The following is a 20957-nucleotide window of genomic DNA, read 5'->3' as shown; positions in this document are numbered from 1 at the left end:
CTGAGTCCTGTCGCATACAGAACCCAGCTTACACAGAGCGCCTGAATAGGCTTTTATGAGTGTCCAAGATTTGGGGGTCAGTTCACATATTTCAGACGGCCTTTCTTGTTTCAAGCAACTACATCAACTCGGCCTTTTGGCTTGATTTATTTGCCAGCTGACCCCAAGCTGAAATCTCCCTATCATTTTCAATCACATCTAATCTTAATAACTCAAAAGCTAACAGTTGTACTCTTGGTAATTAAAGTTAACTCTCCCTCAATATCTACAATCACTATCTGAAATCTTCTCTCTGAAGTAATGAGGTTCGCAAGGTAAATCCAAATATAGCAACCTACCTTCCTATGCAAATTTTCACATTAGTTTGCAAAATTTGTATAAAAACTGTATTACGTTATAATTGGTTTTATTCGAATACGTTATTTCATTCACCTGAAAACGAACAGATAAATGCAAATTAACTGGAGAATATCTATGAACAAATTACTCATCCTATGCTCAGCATTAGCGCTTTCTGCCTGTGTTGTACCACATCCTTATACTTCAACCGAATATCAAAAATATAAACAAAGTGATTTGAAAATACCAAATCAACCTTATCCTATACGTTTAGAAGGAGAGTTCGAGCGTAATGGTAAGTCTTTCCCCAAAGCAAATCCGGCTCTAACAAAAGCTGCCCAAATTGCACTAAACGGAACAAAGATTGTAACAGTAGATCCGCAAGCCCAAAACAGCCTAAAAATCCATGCCAACAATATCGCCAATATTGGTGGTGCAGTAGGTAACGGTATAAAAACAGGTCTGACTTTTGGATTAGCAGACAGTACAGTTCAGGATTACTATCAATTCTACTGTAGCTACTCAGATGGCAAAAAAGAATTAAACCGTTCCGAATTTAATCACGCTATTGTGACTACTTTTGGTTTAACCTCTACACCAAAAGAGCTGACTCCCCATAGCAATCTGGATCAGGCATTTATCTCTGTAACCAAAGATATTGTCGTTAATTGCTTAGGCGACTTGCAAAACAAAGGTTTCTTGTTACCAGAAGCAGCCAATACCAATGCGGGCAGCAACTGAAGTTTCTGAAGATGTTGCCAAAGCTGCCATGATGAAGCTGAATATGGCAACTCTAGGTCAATGTTCCAAAGCTCATCCCTAAAGCAATCCGTATTTGACACATAAAAAGGCCGTCTGAAAATCTTTCAGACGGCCTTTCCCTTATTCAAATCCTACTCTCTATTTCTCTCATTCCAAAAGTAACGCCATACGAAGCATGGGAAAGCAAAAATCAGGTAGAGGCAGACAACGGTCGCGTAAAACTCCCAATCTTGGGCATGTACGGCTCCGGCGCGTGATTCGAGGATATAGGCGAGGATCGCGGTAAGAAGGAAGCCTGCCAGCAATTCGATCAAGTGATGGCCGATGTGTTTGCGTTTCAGGGCGATGATGCCGAAGAATTTGGTGGTAATAAATGGCGCGTTGGCAAAGATAAGCGCCAACAGCAAAAGAATGTACATGGATGCGGTCATGATGGTCTTTCTGTTTTCAGACGGCCTGTGTGTGATTTTAACATGTTAAATGGGCATTCTTGCCCATCATTATCCGTGGAATATTCAATCTCTTGATGATACCCGCCTGATGATTGTTCAAAGGCTTGAGGCCGTCTGAACTTTGGGGATACTTCATCCGAATGCGAATCCTAACAAAAACGGCGACTTTGGAACAGCCGCCGTTGTTTTTGTTTGAAGCTTACAGGGTATTTTCCAATGCTTTGGCACACCAGTCGATAACGGTTTGCGGCATGATACCCCACAGGAGCAGCAGGAAGGCATTGACCGTTAGGACAAATTTGGCGGCATAGTTGCTGCCGACCGGCTGATCATGGTCAGGTGCATCGAAGTAGATGACTTTGATCACGCGCAGGTAGTAGAACGCGCCAATCAGCGACATGATGACGGCAAACACTGACAACCAAACATAGCCTTGTTTCAAGAGCGCCATAATCACGCCAAACTTGGCGTAGAAGCCCATCAGCGGCGGAATACCTGCCATGGAAAACATGGACAGCAACATCAGGAAGGCAAACCATGCATGGCGTTGGTTAAGACCCGCGAGGTCTTTAATGTTTTCACACTCAATGTCTTTGGTAGACAATACCATCAAAACACCGAAGCTGACTACCGCCATCAAAGCATAAGTAATGGCGTAATACAAACCTGCGGTGAAGCCGACCGCGCCTGCCATAAACGCCAACAGGATAAAGCCCATGTGCGATACGGTGGAATAGGCAAGCATACGCTTGATATTGGTTTGCATGATGGCGGCAAGGTTACCGACCACCAAAGAAGCAACGGCAAGGATGGACAACATCGGCGCCCAGTCTGAATGTATGGTACCCATACCGGTCACAAGGATACGGAACGCAAAGACAACGGCGGCAATTTTCGGAGCCGTACCCACAAAGGCGGTAACAGAGGTAGGCGCGCCATCGTACACATCGGGTACCCACATATGGAATGGAACCGCACCCAATTTAAATGCAATGGCGACCACAATAAACACCATACCCAATTTCAACAACCATTCATTGGCCTGCTCATTGAAAGCAGAAGCCAAGACGGAAGCAAAATCAAGAGAACCGGTGGCGCCGTAAACCATAGAAATACCATAGAGCAGCAAACCGGAGGCCAACGCACCCAATACGAAGTATTTCAGCGCGGCCTCGGCAGAACGGCCGGAATCACGGCGCAGGGCAATCATAGCGTACAGCGACAAAGACAACAATTCCAAACCGATATACGCAGTCAGGAAATGTGCCGCGCTGACCATGACGCTCATGCCCAACAGGGCAAACAGCGACAGGGTGTAAAACTCGCCTTTAAAAATTTGGCGGTCTTGGTTGTACGGTTTACTGTAAATAAACAGACCGAAAGTCAGCGCATACAGCACCAGTTTTGCCAAACGGGACATGCCGTCTGCAATATACATACCGTGAAAGGCATCGACACTGCCCTGTTCCCATACTGCCAATTGGGTAACGGCCACGATGATGACCGTTCCCAAACTCATCAGATGGGTCAGATAGCGGTTTTTATCGCAAATCCACAAGTCTGCCAGCAATACGACACCCAATAGCGCAAGCAGCACGATTTCGGGCATGGCGGGCATTAAATTCAAATCAGACCAGTTCATTTACACACCTCAAATCTTGCTTTGTGCCACATGGGCAATCAAATCGTTTGCCGCTTGATGCACCACTTCGATAAACGCTTGCGGATACAGACCCATGCCCAAAACAGCAACCGCCAAAATCGCCAAAATCGCAAATTCGCGGCAATTGATGTCTTTCATTTCGGCAACGTGCGGATTGTGGATCGCACCAAAAATAACGCGTTTGTACATCCACAGGGTATAAGACGCACCGTAAATCAAGGTCATGGCAGCCAACGCGCCTACCCAAAAATTCACTTTAACCGCGCCCATAATCACCATAAACTCGCCCACGAAGCCGGAAGTCGCAGGCAGACCGGCATTGGCCATACCGAACAACATCATAAACGCCGCAAACTTAGGCATTACATTGACCACGCCGCCATAGTCGGCAATATTGCGGGTATGCAGGCGGTCGTACATCACGCCGATACACATAAACATCGCGGCAGACACAAAACCGTGGGAAATCATTTGAACGATTGCACCTTTCAATGCCCAGTCATTCAGTTGGCCGTTCACGAACAGGAACATACCCAAAGTGACAAAACCCATGTGGCTGATGGAAGAGTATGCCACCAGTTTTTTCATATCGGTTTGCACCAAAGCCACCATACCGATGTAAATCACGGCAATCAGGCTCAATACGATGATCACGGGGGCAAAATAGCGTGCCGCATCCGGCATAATCGGCAGGATAAAGCGCAAGAAACCATACGCACCCAGCTTCAGCGTAATGGCCGCCAACACCATCGAACCGCCGGTCGGCGCTTCAACGTGGGCATCCGGCAACCAAGTGTGCACAGGGAACATCGGCACTTTTACGGCAAATGACAGGAAGAATGCCGCAAACAAAAGCTGTTGTACGCCCAACGGAATCTGTTTGATGTTTTGGAAATCGATAATAGAGAAGCTGCCTGTTTGATAGTACAGGTAAACCATGGCAACCAGCATCAAAAGCGAACCCATCAGCGTATAGAGGAACAGCTTGACCGACGCATAGACGCGGCGCGGACCGCCCCATACACCGATAATCAGGTACAGCGGAATCAGCATACCCTCGAAGAACACATAAAACAGAATCGCATCCTGCGCGGCAAACGCACCGTTAATCAAACCTGACATAATCAGGAAAGCGGCCATATACTGCGCCGGACGTTTCTGAATGACTTCCCAACCGGCCAATACCACCAACAGCGTAATAAACGCATTCAAGATGATAAAGAGCACTGAAATACCGTCCACGCCCAATGCGTAGTTGATTTTCAGCAACGGAATCCACTCGTGGAACTCGGTAAACTGATAGCCGCCGCTCAAACGATCGAAACCGGTAAACAGGGGCAGCGTTACCAAGAAACCGGCAAGCGCACCCATGAAGGCAAGCACACGCGCCAGCGGCGCACGGCTGTCCTTACCGGTCGCCAAAACCAGCACACCTGCGGCGATGGGTATCCATATTGCCAAGCTGAGTAGGTAGTTGGAAAACATAGTGGTTAACCTGTGGTTAAAATAAAAATGTGTTTATGTGGATATTTCTTCGTTTCAGACGGCCTGAAGGTTTAAGACCGTCTGAAACCTTATTCTTATCGGAACAATCCCCAGAAAGTCATGCCGAGCAGTACTAATACGCCGAATACCATAGCGGCGGCGTAGGTATAGATAAAGCCGGTTTGGGCTTTACGCACTTGCGCGGCAATCGCGCCGACCAGTTTGGCAGAGCCGTTGACGATGCCGTTGTCGATAATGGCGGTATCGCCGACTTTCCAGAAGAAGTTGCCCAATGCGCGTGTGCCTTTGGCGAAAACGTTGAAATACAGGGCGTCAAGGTAGTATTTGTTTTCAAACAAAACGTAAATCGGACGGAACGTCTGTGCAATTTTCGCAGGCAGGTGCGGCAGTTTGACGTACAGGAGCCATGCGCTCAAGACACCTGCAATAGCAAGGTAGAGTACAGGAGAATGCAGGCTGTGTGACACCATTGCCAATGCGCCGTGGAACTCTTCCTTCATGATGTGCATGGTCGGATGCGCGTCGGCATTGACAAAGATTACGTCTTTAAAGAAATCGCCGTAAAGCATAGGCTCAATGGCAACGTAGCCGATGATGACGGACGGAATGGCCAGCAAAATCAAAGGCAGGGTAACAACCAATGGGCTTTCATGCGGATTATCGTTTTTGCCCAAGCCGTGATGTTCTTCGCCATGATGATCGTCATGATGCTCAGGCAGACTGCGCCATTTCTCTTCACCATGGAACACCATAAAGTATTGGCGGAACGCGTAAAACGCAGTAACAAACACGCTGGTAAGGACGGCAAAATAGGCAAAGCCGCTGCCCGGTAGGGTACTGTATTTCGCCGCTTCGATAATCGAATCTTTAGAATAGAAGCCGGAGAAGAACGGCGTACCGATCAGAGACAAGTTACCGATCAACATGGTCAGCCAAGTAATCGGCATGTATTTTTTCAGGTTGCCCATGTGGCGCATGTCTTGGTCGTGGTGCATACCGATAATCGCGCTACCTGCGGCCAAGAATAACAAGGCTTTAAAGAAGGCGTGGGTCATCACATGGAACATCGCCACGGAATAGGCAGACGCGCCCAGAGCCACAGTCATATAACCCAGTTGCGACAGGGTGGAATACGCAACCACACGTTTGATATCGTTTTGAATCACGCCCAAGAAGCCCATAAACAGGGCGGTAATCGCACCGATCACCATGATGACAGACAACGCAGTGCTGCTCATCTCATAAATCGGCGACATACGCGATACCATAAACAGACCGGCGGTAACCATGGTTGCGGCGTGAATCAATGCAGAAATCGGGGTCGGGCCTTCCATCGAATCAGGCAGCCAGACGTGCAGCGGGAATTGTGCCGATTTACCCATCGCACCGACAAACAGGAGCAAACAGGTTACGGTAATCAAAGACCATTCCACGCCGGGGAACAATTGAATGGTGGCCGTCTGAACATTAGGCAGATAAGCGAATACATCTTGATAGCGCAAACTGCCGCCGAAATAGGCAAGCACCAAACCGATACCGAGCAAAAAGCCGAAGTCGCCGACACGGTTGATCAAAAAGGCTTTCAGGTTGGCAAAAGTCGCGCTCGGACGTTTGAAATAGAAACCGATCAAGAGATACGATACCAAACCCACAGCTTCCCAGCCGAAGAAGAGCTGGATGAAGTTGTTGCTCATAATCAGCATCAACATGCTGAATGTAAACAAAGAAATATAGCTGAAGAAGCGTTGGTAGCCGACTTTTTCATCGTGCATATAGCCGATGGTGTAGATATGCACCATCAACGACACGCCCGTTACCACGACCATCATCATCGCCGTCATCGTATCGACCAAGAAGCCGACGGAAAAATCCAAACCGCCCATCGTCAGCCAAGTATAGACATTCTCGTCAAACTTGGCGCGGCTGCCGTCGATAAAGCCCCACAGCACATAAGCCGACAACACGGCGGACACTGACACGCCGAGTATCGTCACGGTATGCGCACCGGCACGACCGATTTTGTTACCGAACAAACCCGCAATCAACGATCCTGCCAACGGAACAAGGGCAATTATCAAATATAAAGTCATATCGTTCATGATTACCCTTTCAACTCATCCAAATCGGCAACGTTGATTGTTTGTCGGTTGCGGTACACCAATACCATAATCGCCAAACCGATGGCAGATTCGGCAGCGGCAACGGTCAATACGAAGAATACGAAAATTTGTCCGGCAGTATCGCCCAAATGTTGTGAGAAGGCGATAAAGTTGAAGTTCACCGCTAAAAGCATCAGCTCGATGGACATCAGCAATACCAGCACGTTTTTGCGGTTCATAAAGATACCCATTGCGCTGATACCGAACAGGAGCGCACCCAATACCAGATAATGCGTCAAGGTAATCATGCTTTGCCCTCCCCTTCCGGCTTGAGGCCGTCTGAAACTTCGCTTTCTTCGGCAGATTCAACTTGCGGTTTGACCGCTTCCATTTTCACCAGACGCATACGGCCTTGGTCGGCGCGTACTTTAACTTGGTCGGCTGGATCCATGCGTTTCGGGTTAGTGGTTTTGCGGTGAACCAGCGCAATCGCGGCCACCATGCCCAACAGCAGCAATACCGCCGCCAATTCAAACGGCAACAGGTAGTCGGTATAAATACGGCTGCCCAAATCGCGGATATTGTTGTAATCGGCAGGAATGTCTTTCATCAAACCAAATGCAGCGAGGTCGGTTTTCGGGTTGACCAGAATCAGAATTAGGGCAACCGCCAACAACGTGCCGACCACACCGGCAACAGGCGCGTGCCGCCAGAAACCGGCGCGCATTTCTTCAATGTCGATGTTCAACATCATCACGACGAACAGGAACAACACCATTACGGCGCCGACATACACGACCACCAGCGTAACGCCCAAAAACTCCGCCTGCATCAACATCCAAATCATCGCGCTCACGCAGAAGGTCAGCACCAGATGCAAAGCGGCATGTACGGGGTTTTTAGCGGTAACGGTACGAACCGCACCGTACAAAACGATGGCGGCAAGAATATAGAACAGAATCGCGGAAAAAGTCATTCGTCTGCTCCTTAACGATACGGCGCGTCAGCGGCTTTGCGCTTGGCGATTTCGGCTTCGTATTTGTCGCCAATGGCCAAAAGAATCGGCTTGGTCATGTGCAAGTCGCCTTTTTTCTCGCCGTGGTATTCAAAAATATGGGTTTCCACAATCGCATCGGTCGGGCAGGCCTCTTCGCAGAAACCACAGAAGATGCACTTGGTCAGGTCGATGTCGTAACGCTTGGTGCGGCGCGTGCCGTCTTCGCGTTCTTCCGATTCGATGTTAATCGCCATTGCCGGACAAACTGCCTCGCACAATTTACACGCAATACAGCGCTCTTCGCCGTTCGGATAGCGGCGTTGGGCGTGTAGGCCGCGGAAACGCACGGATTGCGGCGTTTTCTCTTCGGGGAAGTAAATCGTGTCTTTGCGGGCGAAGAAGTTTTTGAGCGTTACGCCCATGCCTTTCACCAATTCGCCCAGCAGGAAGGTTTTTACTAAATTAGCCATTTTCGGATGCTCTTTTCGGATTGTTCTGTTTACAGGCCGTCTGAAAGCGGTTTTTTAACCTGCCGCGCCCACCATTTCTAAAAACTCTGCTTCGGTCAGCTTCGGGGTATCGTTGGCCAAGTCGTAATACGGAGCTTTGCAATCGATAAAGATTTGCGAAGTGGTTTCAAAGCCCGCGTTGTCGGCAAACAGCCCGGCGTTGATGTAATAATCGTTGCCAACTTTCACAAACAGATGTGTGCCGCAGTGTTTGCAAAAACAGCGTTGCGCCCATTCGGACGACTGATAATGCGCAATGTGTTCGCTGCCTGTAATTTCAGGCGACTGGGCGGCCAAAGTAAAAGACGCGCCGCCGCCCCATACGCGGCATTTTCCGCAATGGCAGGCGTGGAGTTCGCGGTTTTCGGCGGTTTCCAGTGATACTGCGCCACACAGGCATTGAGCTTTCATTAGGTTCTCTCGGTTTGAAACGGTTAAAAATTTGGGTTATAGGCTACCTGAAAACTTTCAGACGGCCTCCCTGCCCTATTTCCACAAATTCAGCGGTGAAATCATCCACACGCCCAAAATCACGATGTAGGCGAAGCCGATCGGAATCAGCACTTTCCAGCCCAAACGCATGATTTGGTCGTAACGGTAGCGCGGGAAGGTTGCACGGATCCACAGATACCAGTACAGCACCGCCGCCATTTTCACAAACATCCAGAATGCGGAAGGCGTACCGATAAAGCCCCAGCTTTGCGGGAACGGAGACAACCAGCCGCCGAGGAACATCAGCGAGGTCAGCGCGGCAATCAGAATCATGAAAATGTATTCGGCAAGAAAGAACAGTGCGAATGCGAAGCCGGAGTATTCAACGTGGTGGCCGGCAACGATTTCAGATTCACCCTCTGCCACGTCAAACGGTGCGCGGTTGGTTTCGGCAACGGCGGAAATCAGATAGACGATGAAGATGGGGAACAGCGGCAGCCAGTTCCACGAGAACACAGAACCGCCCGCGATGCCTTTTGCCTGCGCGGCAACGATGTCGGAGAAGTTCATGCTGCCCGACACCATCACGACGCACACCAGCGCGGCACTCATGGCAATCTCGTAAGAAATGCTTTGTGCGGAAGCACGCATTGCGCCCAAGAACGAATATTTGGAGTTGGAAGCCCAGCCCGCGATGATCACGCCGTAAACCGACAGCGAGGTAATCATCAGGATGTACAAAAGGCCGATATTGATATTGGTCAGCACCCATTCTTCGTTGAACGGAATCACTGCCCATGCCGCGAAAGACGGGGCGAGCGACATAATCGGACCGATGTAGAACAGGGCTTTGTTTGACAGCTTCGGACGGGTAACTTCTTTAAACAAGAGTTTGAACACGTCGGCAAACGGCTGAATCAGACCCCACGGACCGGTTACGTTCGGACCGACGCGAAGCTGCATAAAGCCGATGACTTTACGTTCGAAATAAGTCAGGTAGGCGACGGTTAGAATCAGCGGAATCAGGATAATCACGATTTTGACGATGACGGACACCACCAAGCCCACGGTGATGCCCAAATCGCCCAGACCGAGCGTTGCGGCAAAGAGGTTTTGGAACCATTCCTGCATAATCAAGCTCCCGCCAGTTCAATAGTGTCCATCAACGCACCCAGCGCGGCATTTTCGGTATGCAGCGGCAGATGCACCACGTTTTCAGGCAGTCCGGCATCGGCTTTGACCATCACGGACATGCCTGTGCCGTTTTGTTTGGCAATGGCGGTTTGTCCGTCTTGCAGGCCTAAGCGCGCCAATGTGTTCGGATTCACACGCGCGGCGGGCACGGCGGCATGGCTGGTCGCTTGCAACGGCGCGGAACGGCGCACGATGGCATCGGTGTGATAAATACCGACTCCGCCCACGCGCACGAGGCGGCTTGAGGTCGTCTGAAAATCTTTTTGAGTCGATGCGGCACGGTTGTTCAGTTTGGACGGCAGGCTTTCCATGTCCAACGCATCTTTCAGAATCTCGGCGGTATCGTGGTATTCAAAGCCTTGCAGGTCAAACAGGTTGCCCAATACGCGCAACACTTTCCACAGCGGACGCGAGTCGCCAAATCCCTGAACGACACTGTGGAAGGATTGCAGACGGCCTTCCATATTGATGAAGCTGCCCGAGGTTTCGGTAAACGGCGCAATCGGCAGCAATACGTCGCACATGTCCAGCAGCGTTTCGCTGACAAACGGCGTAAACGCCATCACGCTTTTCGCCTGTTTCAACGCGGCTACGGCTTTTGCGCCGTCCGCCGTATCGATTTCCGGCTCGACGTTGAGCAGCAAAACCGCCTGTTTCGGCGCGTTTGCCATTTCGGCAACGCTCTCGCCCGAGTTCACGCCCAAAACGTCCGCACCGACGCTGTTGGCGGCTTGCGGCAGAATGCCCAGCACCGCGCCGGTCGCGTCCGCCAGCTCTTGCGCGACGGCGTAAATTGCGGCGTAATCGGGATGGTTTTGCACTTCCGCGCCCAAAATCACCGCTGCTTTTTCAGCGTTTTTCAGGCTCGCGGTAACCGCATGTTCCGCATCGGCAGACAGGTTTTTCAGACGACCTGCCCACTCGTCGGGATGCACCGCTTCCTGAGCCAGAAGCGGCATCAACAATTCTTCCTTGCTGCTTGCCAATACGCTCAAAGCCATGCGTTCTTTGGCAGCGCGGCGCAGGCGGGCAGTCAGGAGCGGCTGTTCTTTGCGCAGGTTCGCACCGACCACCAGTACGGCTTCGTTGTCCGCCAGCGATTCGATACTTTGTCCCAGCCATTGCGCACCATTGAGGTCGTCTGAAAGACGTTTGTCCTGTTGGCGCAGGCGGGTGGCGAAATTTTTAACGCCCAAACCGTCGGCAAGTTTCTTCGCCAGATACAGTTCTTCAACCGTATTCATCGGGTTCGCCCAAATGCCGACTTGGTTTTGGTTGCCGTCTTTGGCGATACATTCAATCGCGCTGTGGACATATTCCAGTGCGGTTTTCCAATCTACGTCCATCCACTCGCCGCCCTGTTTGATTTTCGGGTTTTTCAGACGGCTTTCGTGATACAGGCCTTCATAGGCAAAACGGTCGCGGTCGGACAGCCAGCATTCGTTGATGGCTTCGTTTTCCAACGGCAATACGCGGCGGACGGTATGGTCTTTGGTTTGCACAATCAAGTTGCTGCCCAAAGCGTCATGGGCGGAAACGGATTTGCGGCGGTTCAATTCCCAAGTACGCGCGTTGAAACGGAACGGTTTGCTGGTCAGCGCACCGACGGGGCACAAATCGATGACGTTGCCCGACAACTCGGTTTCCACCGCTTTGCCGATAAAGGGCATGATTTCGGAGTGTTCGCCGCGATTCGCCATCGCAATTTCCTGCAAACCGGCGATTTCTTCGGTGAAACGTACGCAGCGGGTGCAGTGGATGCAGCGGCTCATTTCCTCGGCGGAAACCAAAGGCCCCATGTCTTTGCCGACGACGGAACGTTTTTCTTCGGTATAGCGGCTGGTGGTTTTGCCGTAGCCCACCGCCAAATCCTGCAACTGGCATTCGCCGCCTTGGTCGCAGGTCGGACAGTCGAGCGGATGGTTGATGAGCAGGAACTCCATCACGCCTTCCTGCGCTTCGCGGGCTTTTGCCGAATGCGTACGCACAATCATGCCGTCCGTTACCGGCGTGGCGCAGGCGGGCAGCGGTTTGGGGGCTTTTTCCACGTCCACCAAACACATACGGCAGTTGGCGGCGATGGAAAGTTTTTTGTGGTAACAGAAATGCGGGATATAAGTACCGAGCTTGTGCGCGGCTTCAATCACCGTCGCGCCCTGCTCCACAGATACCTGTTTGCCGTCGATTTCGATTTGTAACATGGTTCGTTCCTAGTTACGGGTATTTAATAAATAATTCTTTTAGAGGCCGTCTGAAAACTTAGCACCACTTATTTGGTTTCATCGGCCCGCCGTGTTCAATGTAATGCACAAACTCATCACGGAAATGCTTGGTAAAGCTGCGGACAGGGAAAACGGCGGCGTCGGCGAGGGCGCAGATGGTGCGGCCTGCCATTTGGTTGCCAACGGAATCCAACAAATCCAAGTCTTCCATGCGGCCTTTGCCTTCTACGATGCGGTGGACGATGCGGTAGAGCCAGCCGGTTCCTTCACGGCACGGGGTGCATTGGCCGCAGGATTCGTCGTAGTAGAAGTAGCTTAAGCGTTCGAGGGCTTTGACCATGCACACGTCTTCGTCCATCACGATAATCGCGCCGGAACCGAGCATCGAGCCTGCTTTGGAAATCGAGTCGTAGTCCATATTGGTCTGCATCATGATGTCGGCAGGCAATACGGGGGCGGACGAACCGCCGGGGATAACGGCTTTGAGTTTTTTGCCGCCGCGCATACCGCCCGCCATTTTCAGGATTTCGGCAAACGGCGTGCCCAATGGCACTTCATAGTTGCCCGGACGCTCAACGTGGCCGGAGATGCAGAACAGTTTGGTACCGCCGGCATTCGGAATGCCTTTGTCGGCAAACGTCTGACCGCCATCGCGGACGATAAACGGTACGGAAGCGAAGGTTTCGGTATTGTTGATGGTGGTCGGTTTGCCGTACAGGCCGAATGAAGCAGGGAATGGCGGTTTAAAGCGCGGCTGGCCTTTTTTGCCTTCCAGCGATTCGAGCAATGCGGTTTCTTCGCCGCAGATGTATGCACCGTAGCCGTGGTGGGCGAAAAGTTCGAATTCAAAATCCGAACCCAAAATATTTTTACCCAAAAAGCCTGCGGCGCGCGCTTGCTCCAAAGCGGCCTCAAAGCGTTGGTAGCCTTCGAAAATTTCGCCGTGGATATAGTTGTAGCCAGCTTTCGCACCCATTGCGTAACCGGCAATAATCATGCCTTCAATCAGGGCATGAGGATTGAACATGATGATGTCGCGGTCTTTAAATGTACCCGGCTCGCCTTCGTCGGTGTTGCAAACCACATATTTTTCGCCCGGGAAGGAGCGGGGCATAAAGCTCCATTTCAAACCAGTCGGGAAGCCCGCACCGCCACGACCGCGCAAGCCGGAGGTTTTGACTTCGTCAATCACGTCGGTTTGCGAGATGTTTTCGGACAGGATTTTACGCAGGGCGGTATAGCCGCCACGTTTGACGTATTCGTCCAATGTCCAGCAATCGGGATTGGCGGTATCCACTTGGTCAAAAATCACGCCTGATTGGTAAATAGCCATTTTTGGTGTGCCTATTCGTTTTCGTATCGGTTGCAGCCGTTGTTTTCAGACGGCCTTTTATTTCAGTTCGGCAAGTTTCTTCTCAATCGCCTCTTCGGTCATAAAGCTGCACATGCTGTGGTTGTTGACCAGCATAACGGGGGCGTCGCCGCATGCGCCCATGCATTCGCCTTCGACAAGAGTAAATTTGCCGTCAGGCGTGGTTTCGCCGTAGCCGATACCGAGTTTTTGTTTGAGGTATTCGCCGGTAGCCATACCGCCGCGCAGGGCGCAGGGCAGGTTGGTACAAACGGTCAGTTTGTATTTGCCGACAGGCTCAAGGTCGTACATATTGTAGAAAGTAGCGACTTCATATGCCTGCGCCGGCGAGATGCCGATGTAGTCGGCAACAAAGGCGATGGTTTCGGGGGCGAGCCAGCCTTTTTCGGTTTGGGCGATACGCAACGCGCCCATGATGGCGGAACGGCGTTGGTCGGCGGGATATTTCGCCAACTCGATGTCGATTTGTTTTAAGGATTCTGCGGATAACATTATCGGTCAACCTCCCCGAATACGATGTCCTGCGTACCGATGATGGCAACGACGTCGGCAAGCATGTGGCCTTTTGCCATTTCGTCCATGCCTTGCAGGTGGGCGAAGCCGGGTGCACGGATTTTCAGGCGGTAGGGTTTGTTTGCGCCGTCTGAAATGATGTAAACGCCGAACTCGCCTTTCGGATGTTCGACAGCGGTATAGGTCTCGCCCTCAGGAACGTGCATACCCTCGGTAAAGAGTTTGAAATGGTGAATCAGGTCTTCCATACCTGTTTTCATTTCGGTACGTTTGGGCGGAGCAAATTTGTGGTTGGTGGTAATGACCGGACCGGGATTGACACGCAACCACTCAGAGCATTGTTTGATGATGCGTACGGATTGACGCATTTCTTCCATACGGCAGAGGTAACGGTCGTAGCAGTCGCCGTTGACGCCGACGGGAATGTCGAAATCCATTTTGTCGTACACTTCGTAAGGCTGTGTCTTACGCACGTCCCATTCCACGCCGGAACCGCGCAACATAACGCCGGTAAAGCCTTTTTGCATGGCGCGCTCAGGAGTGACAACGCCGATGCCGACGGTACGCTGTTTCCAAATACGGTTGTCGGTCAGAAGGGTTTCGAGTGTGTCGATGTTTTTCGGGAAGCGTTCGCAGAAGGCGTCGATGAAGTCAAGCATGGTACCTTCGCGGGATTCGTTGAGCTGCTTCAATACTTTGGCATTGCGGAATTTACTGCTCTCGTATTTGGGCATGAAGTCGGGCAGGTCGCGGTAAACGCCGCCGGGACGGAAGTAGGCGGCGTGCATACGCGCGCCGGAAACGGCTTCGTACAAGTCCATCAGCTCTTCGCGATCGCGGAAGGCGTAGAGAATGGCGGTCATCGCGCCGATGTCGAAAGCGTGCGAACCGATGCCCATCAGGTGATTGAGGATGCGCGTTACTTCGGCGAACATCACGCGGATGTATTGGGCGCGGATAGGCACATCAATGCCAGCGAGTTTTTCTACTGCCAAACAATACGCCTGCTCGTTGACCATCATGGAAACGTAGTCCAGCCTGTCCATATAAGGCAGGGCTTGCAGGTAGGTTTTGGTTTCCGCCAGTTTTTCGGTGCCTCGGTGCAAGAGACCGATATGCGGGTCGGCACGGACGATGGTTTCGCCCTCCAACTCCAAAATCATACGCAATACGCCGTGCGCCGCAGGGTGTTGCGGACCGAAGTTGATGGTGTAGTTTCTTAATTTATTGGCCACCGTAGTTCTCCTCACGGACGATACGCGGCGTGATCTCGCGCGGCTCAATGGTAACAGGTTGGTAAATCACGCGTTTTTGCTCTTCGTCGTAACGCATTTCCACATAGCCGGAAATCGGGAAATCTTTGCGGAACGGATGTCCGACAAAACCGTAATCGGTCAGGATGCGGCGCAAGTCCGGATGGTTGTTGAACATGATGCCGTACATATCGAAGGCTTCGCGCTCGTACCAATCCGCACTGTTGTAAATATCGACTACAGACTCGACTACGGGGAAGTCGTCGTCTGAAACCCAGACGCGTACGCGGATGCGTTGATTGTTTTTAACGGAAAGCAACTGACTGACGACGGCAAAGCGTTTACCTTGCCATACTTCGTTTTTGTAAGTGCTGTAATCGACACCGCACAAGTCAACCAGAAGCTCGAAATGCAACTCTTCATGGTCGCGTAATGCGGTCATGACTGAAATATAGTGTTCGGGCAGACACTCGACGGTAATCTCGCCCAAAGCTGAAATAACTTTGCTTGCCTGATCGCCAAGCACGCCGACGACGGTCTCGTATAAGTTTTGAATGCTTGCCATATCGTCCTCTCCTTACTCGTCACGCGCGATGGTGGAAGTGCGCTTGATTTTTTGTTGGAGCTGAATCAGGCCGTAAATCAGGGCTTCCGCAGTCGGCGGACAACCCGGCACATAAACGTCTACCGGCACGACGCGGTCGGCACCGCGCACAACGGAATAAGAATAGTGATAATAGCCGCCACCGTTGGCACACGAACCCATAGACAATACCCAACGCGGCTCGGCGAGCTGGTCGTATACGCGGCGCAGCGCAGGCGCCATTTTGTTGGTCAACGTACCTGCCACAATCATCAGATCGGCCTGACGTGGGGACGGACGGAAAATGATACCGAAACGGTCAAGGTCATAACGCGCCATACCCGCATGCATCATTTCCACGGCGCAGCAGGCCAAGCCGAAAGTAACCGGCCACAATGAACCGGTACGCATATAGTTCAACACCGTATCCGCGCTGGTGGTGATGAAACCTTTTTTCAAAACGCCTTCTATTCCCATTCCAGCGCACCTTTTTTCCATTCGTAAACAAAGCCTACCGTCAGAACGACGATAAACACCAGCATAGACCAGAAGCCGTATGCGCCCAAATCTTTGAACACGACAGCCCACGGCAACATGAACGCGACCTCCAAATCAAACAGGATGAAGAGGATGGCGACGAGGTAATAGCGCACGTCGAACTTCATCCTTGCGTTTTCAAAGGCTTCAAAACCGCATTCGTAAGCCGCGTCTTTTTCGGCATAGTGACGTTTCGGGCCTAAAATTGTGCCGAGCAGAATAAACAGCACGCCGGCCGCAAGGCCGACGAGGATGAATACGAGGACGGGAAAGTAACTGGCCAACATGGTCGTACCTAACTGGTTGACAGACAAATCTTAAAAATAGATTACCATTTTATCGAATTTCAAAAGCCATTTAAAGGTAAATATCAGCAAATCAGCAAAAAAACCTCAATAAATTCAATAAAGTTATGAGAACAATTCTTATTCTTATTTAATATTTCCAAATTTTAATTTCGTTTTAATTATGTATCATTTAATTCGAATTTTCCGCCTGTCCGATTTACTTCAAAAATTTGGAAAACCGCCCTTTTCCAAATCTCAATAAAAACATCAGGCCGTCTGAAAACTGATTCTTTTCAGACGGCCTGTGTACATCACATTATTTTAAATAGAAAAATTAATCGACACCTTTGAGCATGCGGTTCAATACCGGGGCAAGTACCAACAGGATACCGCAGGTTACTGCGCCGATGGTGGCCAGCATCCAGTAGAAATCCAATGGCGACTGAGCATTGTAGTAGTCTTTAAACAACACTCCGCCCAAAGTAAAGCCGATGGACAATGCCAAGAAATTCAACGCAACCATTTGTGTTTTAAACATGCTCGGTGCGATTTTGGTGGAAAACGACAGCGAAATCGGCGACAGCATCAACTCGCCTATCGTAATCGCCAGCAACACCAGCATAAACACGATAATCGGCATCGGGGTTCCGGATGAAATATACGGGATGAAACACAAATAGGAGACGCCGGTTACCAACATGGCCAGCGCAAACTTCAACGGCGTTTTAGGTTGGCGCTTGCCCATTTTCGTCCACACCGCCGCCATCACGCCGGAGAAGAGAACCACCCACATGGCCTGTATCGAGTCTTTCCATGAAACAGGCACGGTAAAGCCGAAGAAAGTACGGTCAACCGTTTCGTCGAAATAAACCGTTGCAACGGTGTACACCTGAAACCAAACCGCCCAGAACATACAAATGGTCAAAAACAGCGGAATATAGGCCATGATGTAACGTTTATTGGCTGCCTCAACCTGGCTGCTGCCCAGCAGGCGTGCAAAATAAGCGATGACGGTGATAATGACTACACCCAAGAGCCAGCGTGAAAAGTTCTCAAGATTGAGCGCGCCGGAAGCAATCACGCTGCCCAACACCAAAATCAGCAACACGCCGACAGCTATTGCAGTCTGTACCTTTTCAGGGCGCAACGGATTGGGAGCCGGCGTATGCGGCAGGTCTTTACGGCCACGTGAATACCACAGCAGGCCAAATGCCATACCGACGGCCGCCGCGCCAAAGCCATAATGAAAACCCATGCGGTCTTGCAAAATACCGGTCAACAAAGGGCCTAAGAAACCACCGATATTGATGGAAATATAGAAAATGGAGAAACCGGCATCGCGCAATTCGCGCAGATCGTCCCGTTCATACAAAGAACCGACCATCGAACTGGCAGACGATTTCACGCCGCCGCTGCCCAGCGCGATAAACACCAAGCCCAACAGCAATCCCATCAAGCCCGGCACAATCGCCAATAAAATATGACCGGTCATCACGACGATACCGGCGATAAACAGGGTACGTTCCGAGCCCCAAATGCGGTCGGCCAACCATGCGCCGAGAATAGTGGACAGGTAAACGCTGCCGCCGTATGCGCCAACGATACCGCCGGCCAAAGCCTTATCCATACCCAAGCCGCCTTGATTCGCGGCGTAATACAGATAAATCAACAGGATGCCCTGCATACCGTAGAAGGAAAAACGTTCCCACAGCTCAATATGGAATAGGGTGGATAATTGCAAAGGATGGCCGAAGAAGGTTTTCTCGGCAGAAGACGGCTTTTGACCGGACATTATGAGTTCTCCTATATATTAGACAGACTTAGGCTTCAGACGGCCTGTTATACCTACCAATCATTTTTATGGAAGCCATATATTACCGCTAATCTTTGCATTTGCAAAACATTAAAAAGCATATTTTTACAGAAAGATTAAGATTCGTATCTAAAAAGAACTCAATAGCTACATAACAAGGATATCGCGGCCATCTCCGTCATGCCCTACATATTCAAAAACCCATTAATTTTTAGATTTTCTATATTGTATTTTTCATGTGGCCGAAAACGGATATATTTACTACGTTCAGCATTCCTTTTAGGCTGATAGGACTTTAGCTTATTCAAATAGATAGAACCTTTTACCTGCTGGAAATATAAATCATCGAAGTAGGTGTAGTTACTGCCATATTCAACAACAAACAGGCCGTCTGAAATCTTTCAGACGGCCTGTTTATCTCTTACGGTTTACACACCTTGTTTCAGGCTGGCTTCGATGAAGCCGTCCAAATCGCCGTCCAATACGGCTTTGGTGTTGCCGACTTCGTAGCCCGTGCGCAAGTCTTTGATGCGAGAGGAGTCCAAAACGTATGAGCGGATTTGGCTGCCCCAACCCACATCGGATTTACCTTCTTCCAACGCCTGTTTCTCTTCGTTGCGTTTGCGCATTTCCAATTCATACAGTTTGGATTTCAACATTTCCATCGCAGCGGCTTTGTTGGCGTGTTGCGAACGGTCGTTTTGACACTGCACCACAATCCCCGTCGGCTCGTGGGTAATGCGCACGGCAGAGTCGGTTTTATTGATGTGCTGACCGCCCGCGCCCGATGCGCGATAAGTGTCGATACGCAAATCGGCGGGGTTGATTTCGATTTCGATGGAATCGTCGATTTCGGGGTATACGAACACGGATGAGAACGATGTATGGCGTTTGTTGTTCGAGTCAAACGGCGAGTAGCGCACCAGGCGGTGAACGCCGGTTTCGGTACGCAGCAGGCCGTAGGCGTATTCGCCTTCCACGCGGATGGTGGCGCGGTTGATGCCTGCGATTTCGCCGTCGTCTTCTTCAAGGATTTCGATTTTGAAGCCTTTGCGCTCGGCGTAGCGGCTGTACATGCGGAACAGCATGCCCGCCCAGTCTTCGGCTTCGGTACCGCCCGCGCCTGCGGTGATGTCGATAAAGCAGTTGTTCGGGTCGGCGGGCTGGTTGAACATCCGTTTGAACTCCAAATCCGCCATCTGTTTTTCCAAACCGGCCACGTCTTCCTGAACGGCGGCGAAACCTTCTTCGTCGTTTTCTTCGACGGCCATTTCAATCAGCATGCGGTTGTCTTCGATACCTGTGGCGATGTTGTCGAGGGTCACCACTATGCCTTCGAGGATTTTGCGCTCTTTGCCGATTTCTTGGGCGCGTTTGGGGTCGTTCCAGAGTTCCGGATCTTCGGAGAGGCCGACGACTTCTTCAAGGCGGTCTTTTTTACCTTGATAGTCCATATAGATGCGGATGTCTTCGCTGCGCTTCTCCAAGTCATTTAGGGTGTTGTTAAGCTGGTTGATTACTTCGGCTTCCATGATTCTTGTGTTCTTTCAAAATTTTAGGGGCGTATTGTAAGGGATTTGCCTGTTTTTTTCCATGACCGGGCCGTCTGAAAATGTGCGGTTTGGATTTTCAGACGGCCTCGGTTTTAAATTTTTCCATCCAAAGCCGCCAGTCGTTGTCTATCGGTGCTTGTACGGTCATCCGGCTGCCGTCTTCTATGCTTTGAAAACTGAGGCTTCGCGCGTGCAACATCAGGCGTTGCGTGCCGATATGTTCGGCAACGGCATGGTTTTGGCGCAAATCGCCGTAGTTGGTGTCGCCGACGATGGGGTGGAAAATGTGTTTCATATGGCGGCGGAGTTGGTGTTTGCGGCCGGTGTGCGGCGTGAGTTCGGCCCATGAATAACGCGAGGTCGGATAACGCAGGGCGGATTGGAACGGCAGCTCGGTTTGTGCCAGACAGCGGTAGGCGGTTTGCGCTTCCTGCAATGTGGCTTCGGTCTGCGCTTCGGCGATTTTGTCGGGCATATATTTGAGGGCGTAATCAATCAGGCCGTCTGAAGGCAGATGACCGCGAACGATCGCCCAATAAGTTTTTTCGATGGTTTTGTTTTCAAACTGCTGCGTCAATAACCGTGCGGCTTCCGTATCGAGGGCAAACAACAAGACGCCGGAAGTCGGGCGGTCGAGGCGGTGGACGGGATAAACGTGCTGCCCGATTTGGTCGCGCAGGGTCTGCACGGCAAAACGGGTTTCGTGTTTGTCTAACCAGCTTCGGTGTACCAGCATTCCGGCAGGTTTGTTGACGGCGATGGTGCGGCTGTCGCGGTGGATAATATCGAGCATGGCGGAGCAGTTGAATAAAAGCAGATATTGTAACGGGCTTTTGAAGATGTGGCAGAAACACTTGCCGCCGAAACCCAA

Annotated in this window: 20 protein-coding genes; 1 reads left to right on the top strand and 19 read right to left on the bottom strand. The window is 50.9% G+C overall.

Annotated elements, in window-relative coordinates:
* The first annotated feature begins 450 nt into the window (after positions 1-450).
* Positions 451-1080 carry a hypothetical protein gene (locus tag ACTHSQ_RS09550; RefSeq protein ID WP_003686681.1) on the top strand — a complete coding sequence of 210 codons (630 nt, stop codon included), beginning with the start codon at positions 451-453 and terminating at the stop codon, positions 1078-1080.
* Between the two features lie 152 nt (positions 1081-1232).
* Here the strand turns inward: ACTHSQ_RS09550 and ACTHSQ_RS09545 are convergent, their stop codons facing one another.
* The 19 genes from ACTHSQ_RS09545 to truC all read right to left on the bottom strand — a co-directional run bounded on the left by ACTHSQ_RS09545 (position 1233) and on the right by truC (position 20879).
* On the bottom strand, positions 1233-1532 hold the full coding sequence (locus ACTHSQ_RS09545; protein ID WP_003686671.1) for a DUF2818 family protein: 300 nt from the start codon (positions 1530-1532) through the stop codon (positions 1233-1235).
* A 220-nt stretch (positions 1533-1752) separates the two neighbouring features.
* Complete coding sequence (nuoN, locus tag ACTHSQ_RS09540; protein ID WP_440371858.1) at positions 1753-3195, bottom strand: NADH-quinone oxidoreductase subunit NuoN; 1443 nt, start codon at positions 3193-3195, stop codon at positions 1753-1755.
* Between the two features lie 9 nt (positions 3196-3204).
* Positions 3205-4701, bottom strand: coding sequence for an NADH-quinone oxidoreductase subunit M (locus ACTHSQ_RS09535; protein ID WP_440371859.1), 1497 nt, complete (start codon positions 4699-4701; stop codon positions 3205-3207).
* A 95-nt stretch (positions 4702-4796) separates the two neighbouring features.
* Positions 4797-6821: an NADH-quinone oxidoreductase subunit L gene (nuoL, locus tag ACTHSQ_RS09530; RefSeq protein ID WP_440371860.1), complete on the bottom strand. Its 2025-nt coding sequence runs from the start codon at positions 6819-6821 to the stop codon at positions 4797-4799.
* Between the two features lie 2 nt (positions 6822-6823).
* Positions 6824-7129, bottom strand: a complete 306-nt coding sequence (gene nuoK, locus ACTHSQ_RS09525) for an NADH-quinone oxidoreductase subunit NuoK (protein WP_002215628.1) — start codon at positions 7127-7129, stop codon at positions 6824-6826.
* Entirely contained in the window at positions 7126-7797 is a 672-nt protein-coding gene (locus ACTHSQ_RS09520; protein ID WP_003676988.1) for an NADH-quinone oxidoreductase subunit J, read from the bottom strand. The genes nuoK and ACTHSQ_RS09520 overlap by 4 nt, the downstream gene beginning before the upstream one ends.
* An 11-nt stretch (positions 7798-7808) precedes the next feature.
* Complete coding sequence (nuoI, locus tag ACTHSQ_RS09515; RefSeq protein WP_002216341.1) at positions 7809-8288, bottom strand: NADH-quinone oxidoreductase subunit NuoI; 480 nt, start codon at positions 8286-8288, stop codon at positions 7809-7811.
* A gap of 54 nt (positions 8289-8342) precedes the next feature.
* Positions 8343-8738, bottom strand: coding sequence for a GFA family protein (locus tag ACTHSQ_RS09510; RefSeq protein WP_003686531.1), 396 nt, complete (start codon positions 8736-8738; stop codon positions 8343-8345).
* Positions 8739-8813: 75 nt separating this feature from the next.
* Positions 8814-9890: an NADH-quinone oxidoreductase subunit NuoH gene (nuoH, locus tag ACTHSQ_RS09505; protein ID WP_002216340.1), complete on the bottom strand. Its 1077-nt coding sequence runs from the start codon at positions 9888-9890 to the stop codon at positions 8814-8816.
* A 2-nt stretch (positions 9891-9892) separates the two neighbouring features.
* The gene (gene nuoG, locus ACTHSQ_RS09500) at positions 9893-12154 is read right to left on the bottom strand and encodes an NADH-quinone oxidoreductase subunit NuoG (RefSeq protein WP_440371861.1); all 2262 of its coding nucleotides are present in this window, start codon (positions 12152-12154) and stop codon (positions 9893-9895) included.
* Between the two features lie 58 nt (positions 12155-12212).
* Positions 12213-13508, bottom strand: coding sequence for an NADH-quinone oxidoreductase subunit NuoF (nuoF, locus tag ACTHSQ_RS09495; RefSeq protein WP_440371862.1), 1296 nt, complete (start codon positions 13506-13508; stop codon positions 12213-12215).
* 57 nt (positions 13509-13565) lie between these two features.
* Positions 13566-14039 carry an NADH-quinone oxidoreductase subunit NuoE gene (gene nuoE, locus ACTHSQ_RS09490; protein WP_283121435.1) on the bottom strand — a complete coding sequence of 158 codons (474 nt, stop codon included), beginning with the start codon at positions 14037-14039 and terminating at the stop codon, positions 13566-13568.
* A complete protein-coding gene (nuoD, locus tag ACTHSQ_RS09485; protein ID WP_049332998.1) occupies positions 14039-15295 on the bottom strand; it encodes an NADH dehydrogenase (quinone) subunit D in 1257 nt (418 codons plus the stop codon). Before nuoD ends, nuoE begins: the two co-directional genes overlap by 1 nt.
* Complete coding sequence (locus tag ACTHSQ_RS09480; protein WP_002216335.1) at positions 15285-15878, bottom strand: NADH-quinone oxidoreductase subunit C; 594 nt, start codon at positions 15876-15878, stop codon at positions 15285-15287. Before ACTHSQ_RS09480 ends, nuoD begins: the two co-directional genes overlap by 11 nt.
* 12 nt (positions 15879-15890) lie before the next feature.
* A complete protein-coding gene (locus ACTHSQ_RS09475) occupies positions 15891-16373 on the bottom strand; it encodes a NuoB/complex I 20 kDa subunit family protein (RefSeq protein WP_002215610.1) in 483 nt (160 codons plus the stop codon).
* A complete protein-coding gene (locus ACTHSQ_RS09470) occupies positions 16364-16720 on the bottom strand; it encodes an NADH-quinone oxidoreductase subunit A (RefSeq protein WP_049223664.1) in 357 nt (118 codons plus the stop codon). Before ACTHSQ_RS09470 ends, ACTHSQ_RS09475 begins: the two co-directional genes overlap by 10 nt.
* Positions 16721-17054: 334 nt before the next feature.
* Positions 17055-18512: an oligopeptide:H+ symporter gene (locus tag ACTHSQ_RS09465; protein WP_440371863.1), complete on the bottom strand. Its 1458-nt coding sequence runs from the start codon at positions 18510-18512 to the stop codon at positions 17055-17057.
* Between the two features lie 449 nt (positions 18513-18961).
* Entirely contained in the window at positions 18962-20065 is a 1104-nt protein-coding gene (gene prfB / locus ACTHSQ_RS09460) for a peptide chain release factor 2 (protein ID WP_003686722.1), read from the bottom strand.
* A gap of 97 nt (positions 20066-20162) precedes the next feature.
* On the bottom strand, positions 20163-20879 hold the full coding sequence (gene truC, locus ACTHSQ_RS09455; RefSeq protein ID WP_049328752.1) for a tRNA pseudouridine(65) synthase TruC: 717 nt from the start codon (positions 20877-20879) through the stop codon (positions 20163-20165).
* Between the last annotated feature and the right edge of the window lie 78 nt (positions 20880-20957).

Origin of the sequence: Neisseria sp. P0009.S008, assembly GCF_051958615.1 — a bacterium.
Lineage (GTDB): Bacteria > Pseudomonadota > Gammaproteobacteria > Burkholderiales > Neisseriaceae > Neisseria > Neisseria subflava.
The sequence above is the reverse complement of the archived record's forward strand: the minus strand, read 5'-3'. Positions and strand labels throughout refer to the sequence as shown.

Excerpts from the sequence above, each read along its gene's own strand:
- ACTHSQ_RS09550 (WP_003686681.1), top strand. The coding sequence starts at position 451 with ATGCAAATTAACTGGAGAATATCTATGAACAAATTACTCATCCTATGC.
- ACTHSQ_RS09545 (WP_003686671.1), bottom strand. The coding sequence starts at position 1,532 with ATGACCGCATCCATGTACATTCTTTTGCTGTTGGCGCTTATCTTTGCC.
- nuoN (WP_440371858.1), bottom strand. The coding sequence starts at position 3,195 with ATGAACTGGTCTGATTTGAATTTAATGCCCGCCATGCCCGAAATCGTG.
- ACTHSQ_RS09535 (WP_440371859.1), bottom strand. The coding sequence starts at position 4,701 with ATGTTTTCCAACTACCTACTCAGCTTGGCAATATGGATACCCATCGCC.
- nuoL (WP_440371860.1), bottom strand. The coding sequence starts at position 6,821 with ATGAACGATATGACTTTATATTTGATAATTGCCCTTGTTCCGTTGGCA.
- nuoK (WP_002215628.1), bottom strand. The coding sequence starts at position 7,129 with ATGATTACCTTGACGCATTATCTGGTATTGGGTGCGCTCCTGTTCGGT.
- ACTHSQ_RS09520 (WP_003676988.1), bottom strand. The coding sequence starts at position 7,797 with ATGACTTTTTCCGCGATTCTGTTCTATATTCTTGCCGCCATCGTTTTG.
- nuoI (WP_002216341.1), bottom strand. The coding sequence starts at position 8,288 with ATGGCTAATTTAGTAAAAACCTTCCTGCTGGGCGAATTGGTGAAAGGC.
- ACTHSQ_RS09510 (WP_003686531.1), bottom strand. The coding sequence starts at position 8,738 with ATGAAAGCTCAATGCCTGTGTGGCGCAGTATCACTGGAAACCGCCGAA.
- nuoH (WP_002216340.1), bottom strand. The coding sequence starts at position 9,890 with ATGCAGGAATGGTTCCAAAACCTCTTTGCCGCAACGCTCGGTCTGGGC.
- nuoG (WP_440371861.1), bottom strand. The coding sequence starts at position 12,154 with ATGTTACAAATCGAAATCGACGGCAAACAGGTATCTGTGGAGCAGGGC.
- nuoF (WP_440371862.1), bottom strand. The coding sequence starts at position 13,508 with ATGGCTATTTACCAATCAGGCGTGATTTTTGACCAAGTGGATACCGCC.
- nuoE (WP_283121435.1), bottom strand. The coding sequence starts at position 14,039 with ATGTTATCCGCAGAATCCTTAAAACAAATCGACATCGAGTTGGCGAAA.
- ACTHSQ_RS09480 (WP_002216335.1), bottom strand. The coding sequence starts at position 15,878 with ATGGCAAGCATTCAAAACTTATACGAGACCGTCGTCGGCGTGCTTGGC.
- ACTHSQ_RS09475 (WP_002215610.1), bottom strand. The coding sequence starts at position 16,373 with ATGGGAATAGAAGGCGTTTTGAAAAAAGGTTTCATCACCACCAGCGCG.
- ACTHSQ_RS09470 (WP_049223664.1), bottom strand. The coding sequence starts at position 16,720 with ATGTTGGCCAGTTACTTTCCCGTCCTCGTATTCATCCTCGTCGGCCTT.
- ACTHSQ_RS09465 (WP_440371863.1), bottom strand. The coding sequence starts at position 18,512 with ATGTCCGGTCAAAAGCCGTCTTCTGCCGAGAAAACCTTCTTCGGCCAT.
- prfB (WP_003686722.1), bottom strand. The coding sequence starts at position 20,065 with ATGGAAGCCGAAGTAATCAACCAGCTTAACAACACCCTAAATGACTTG.
- truC (WP_049328752.1), bottom strand. The coding sequence starts at position 20,879 with ATGCTCGATATTATCCACCGCGACAGCCGCACCATCGCCGTCAACAAA.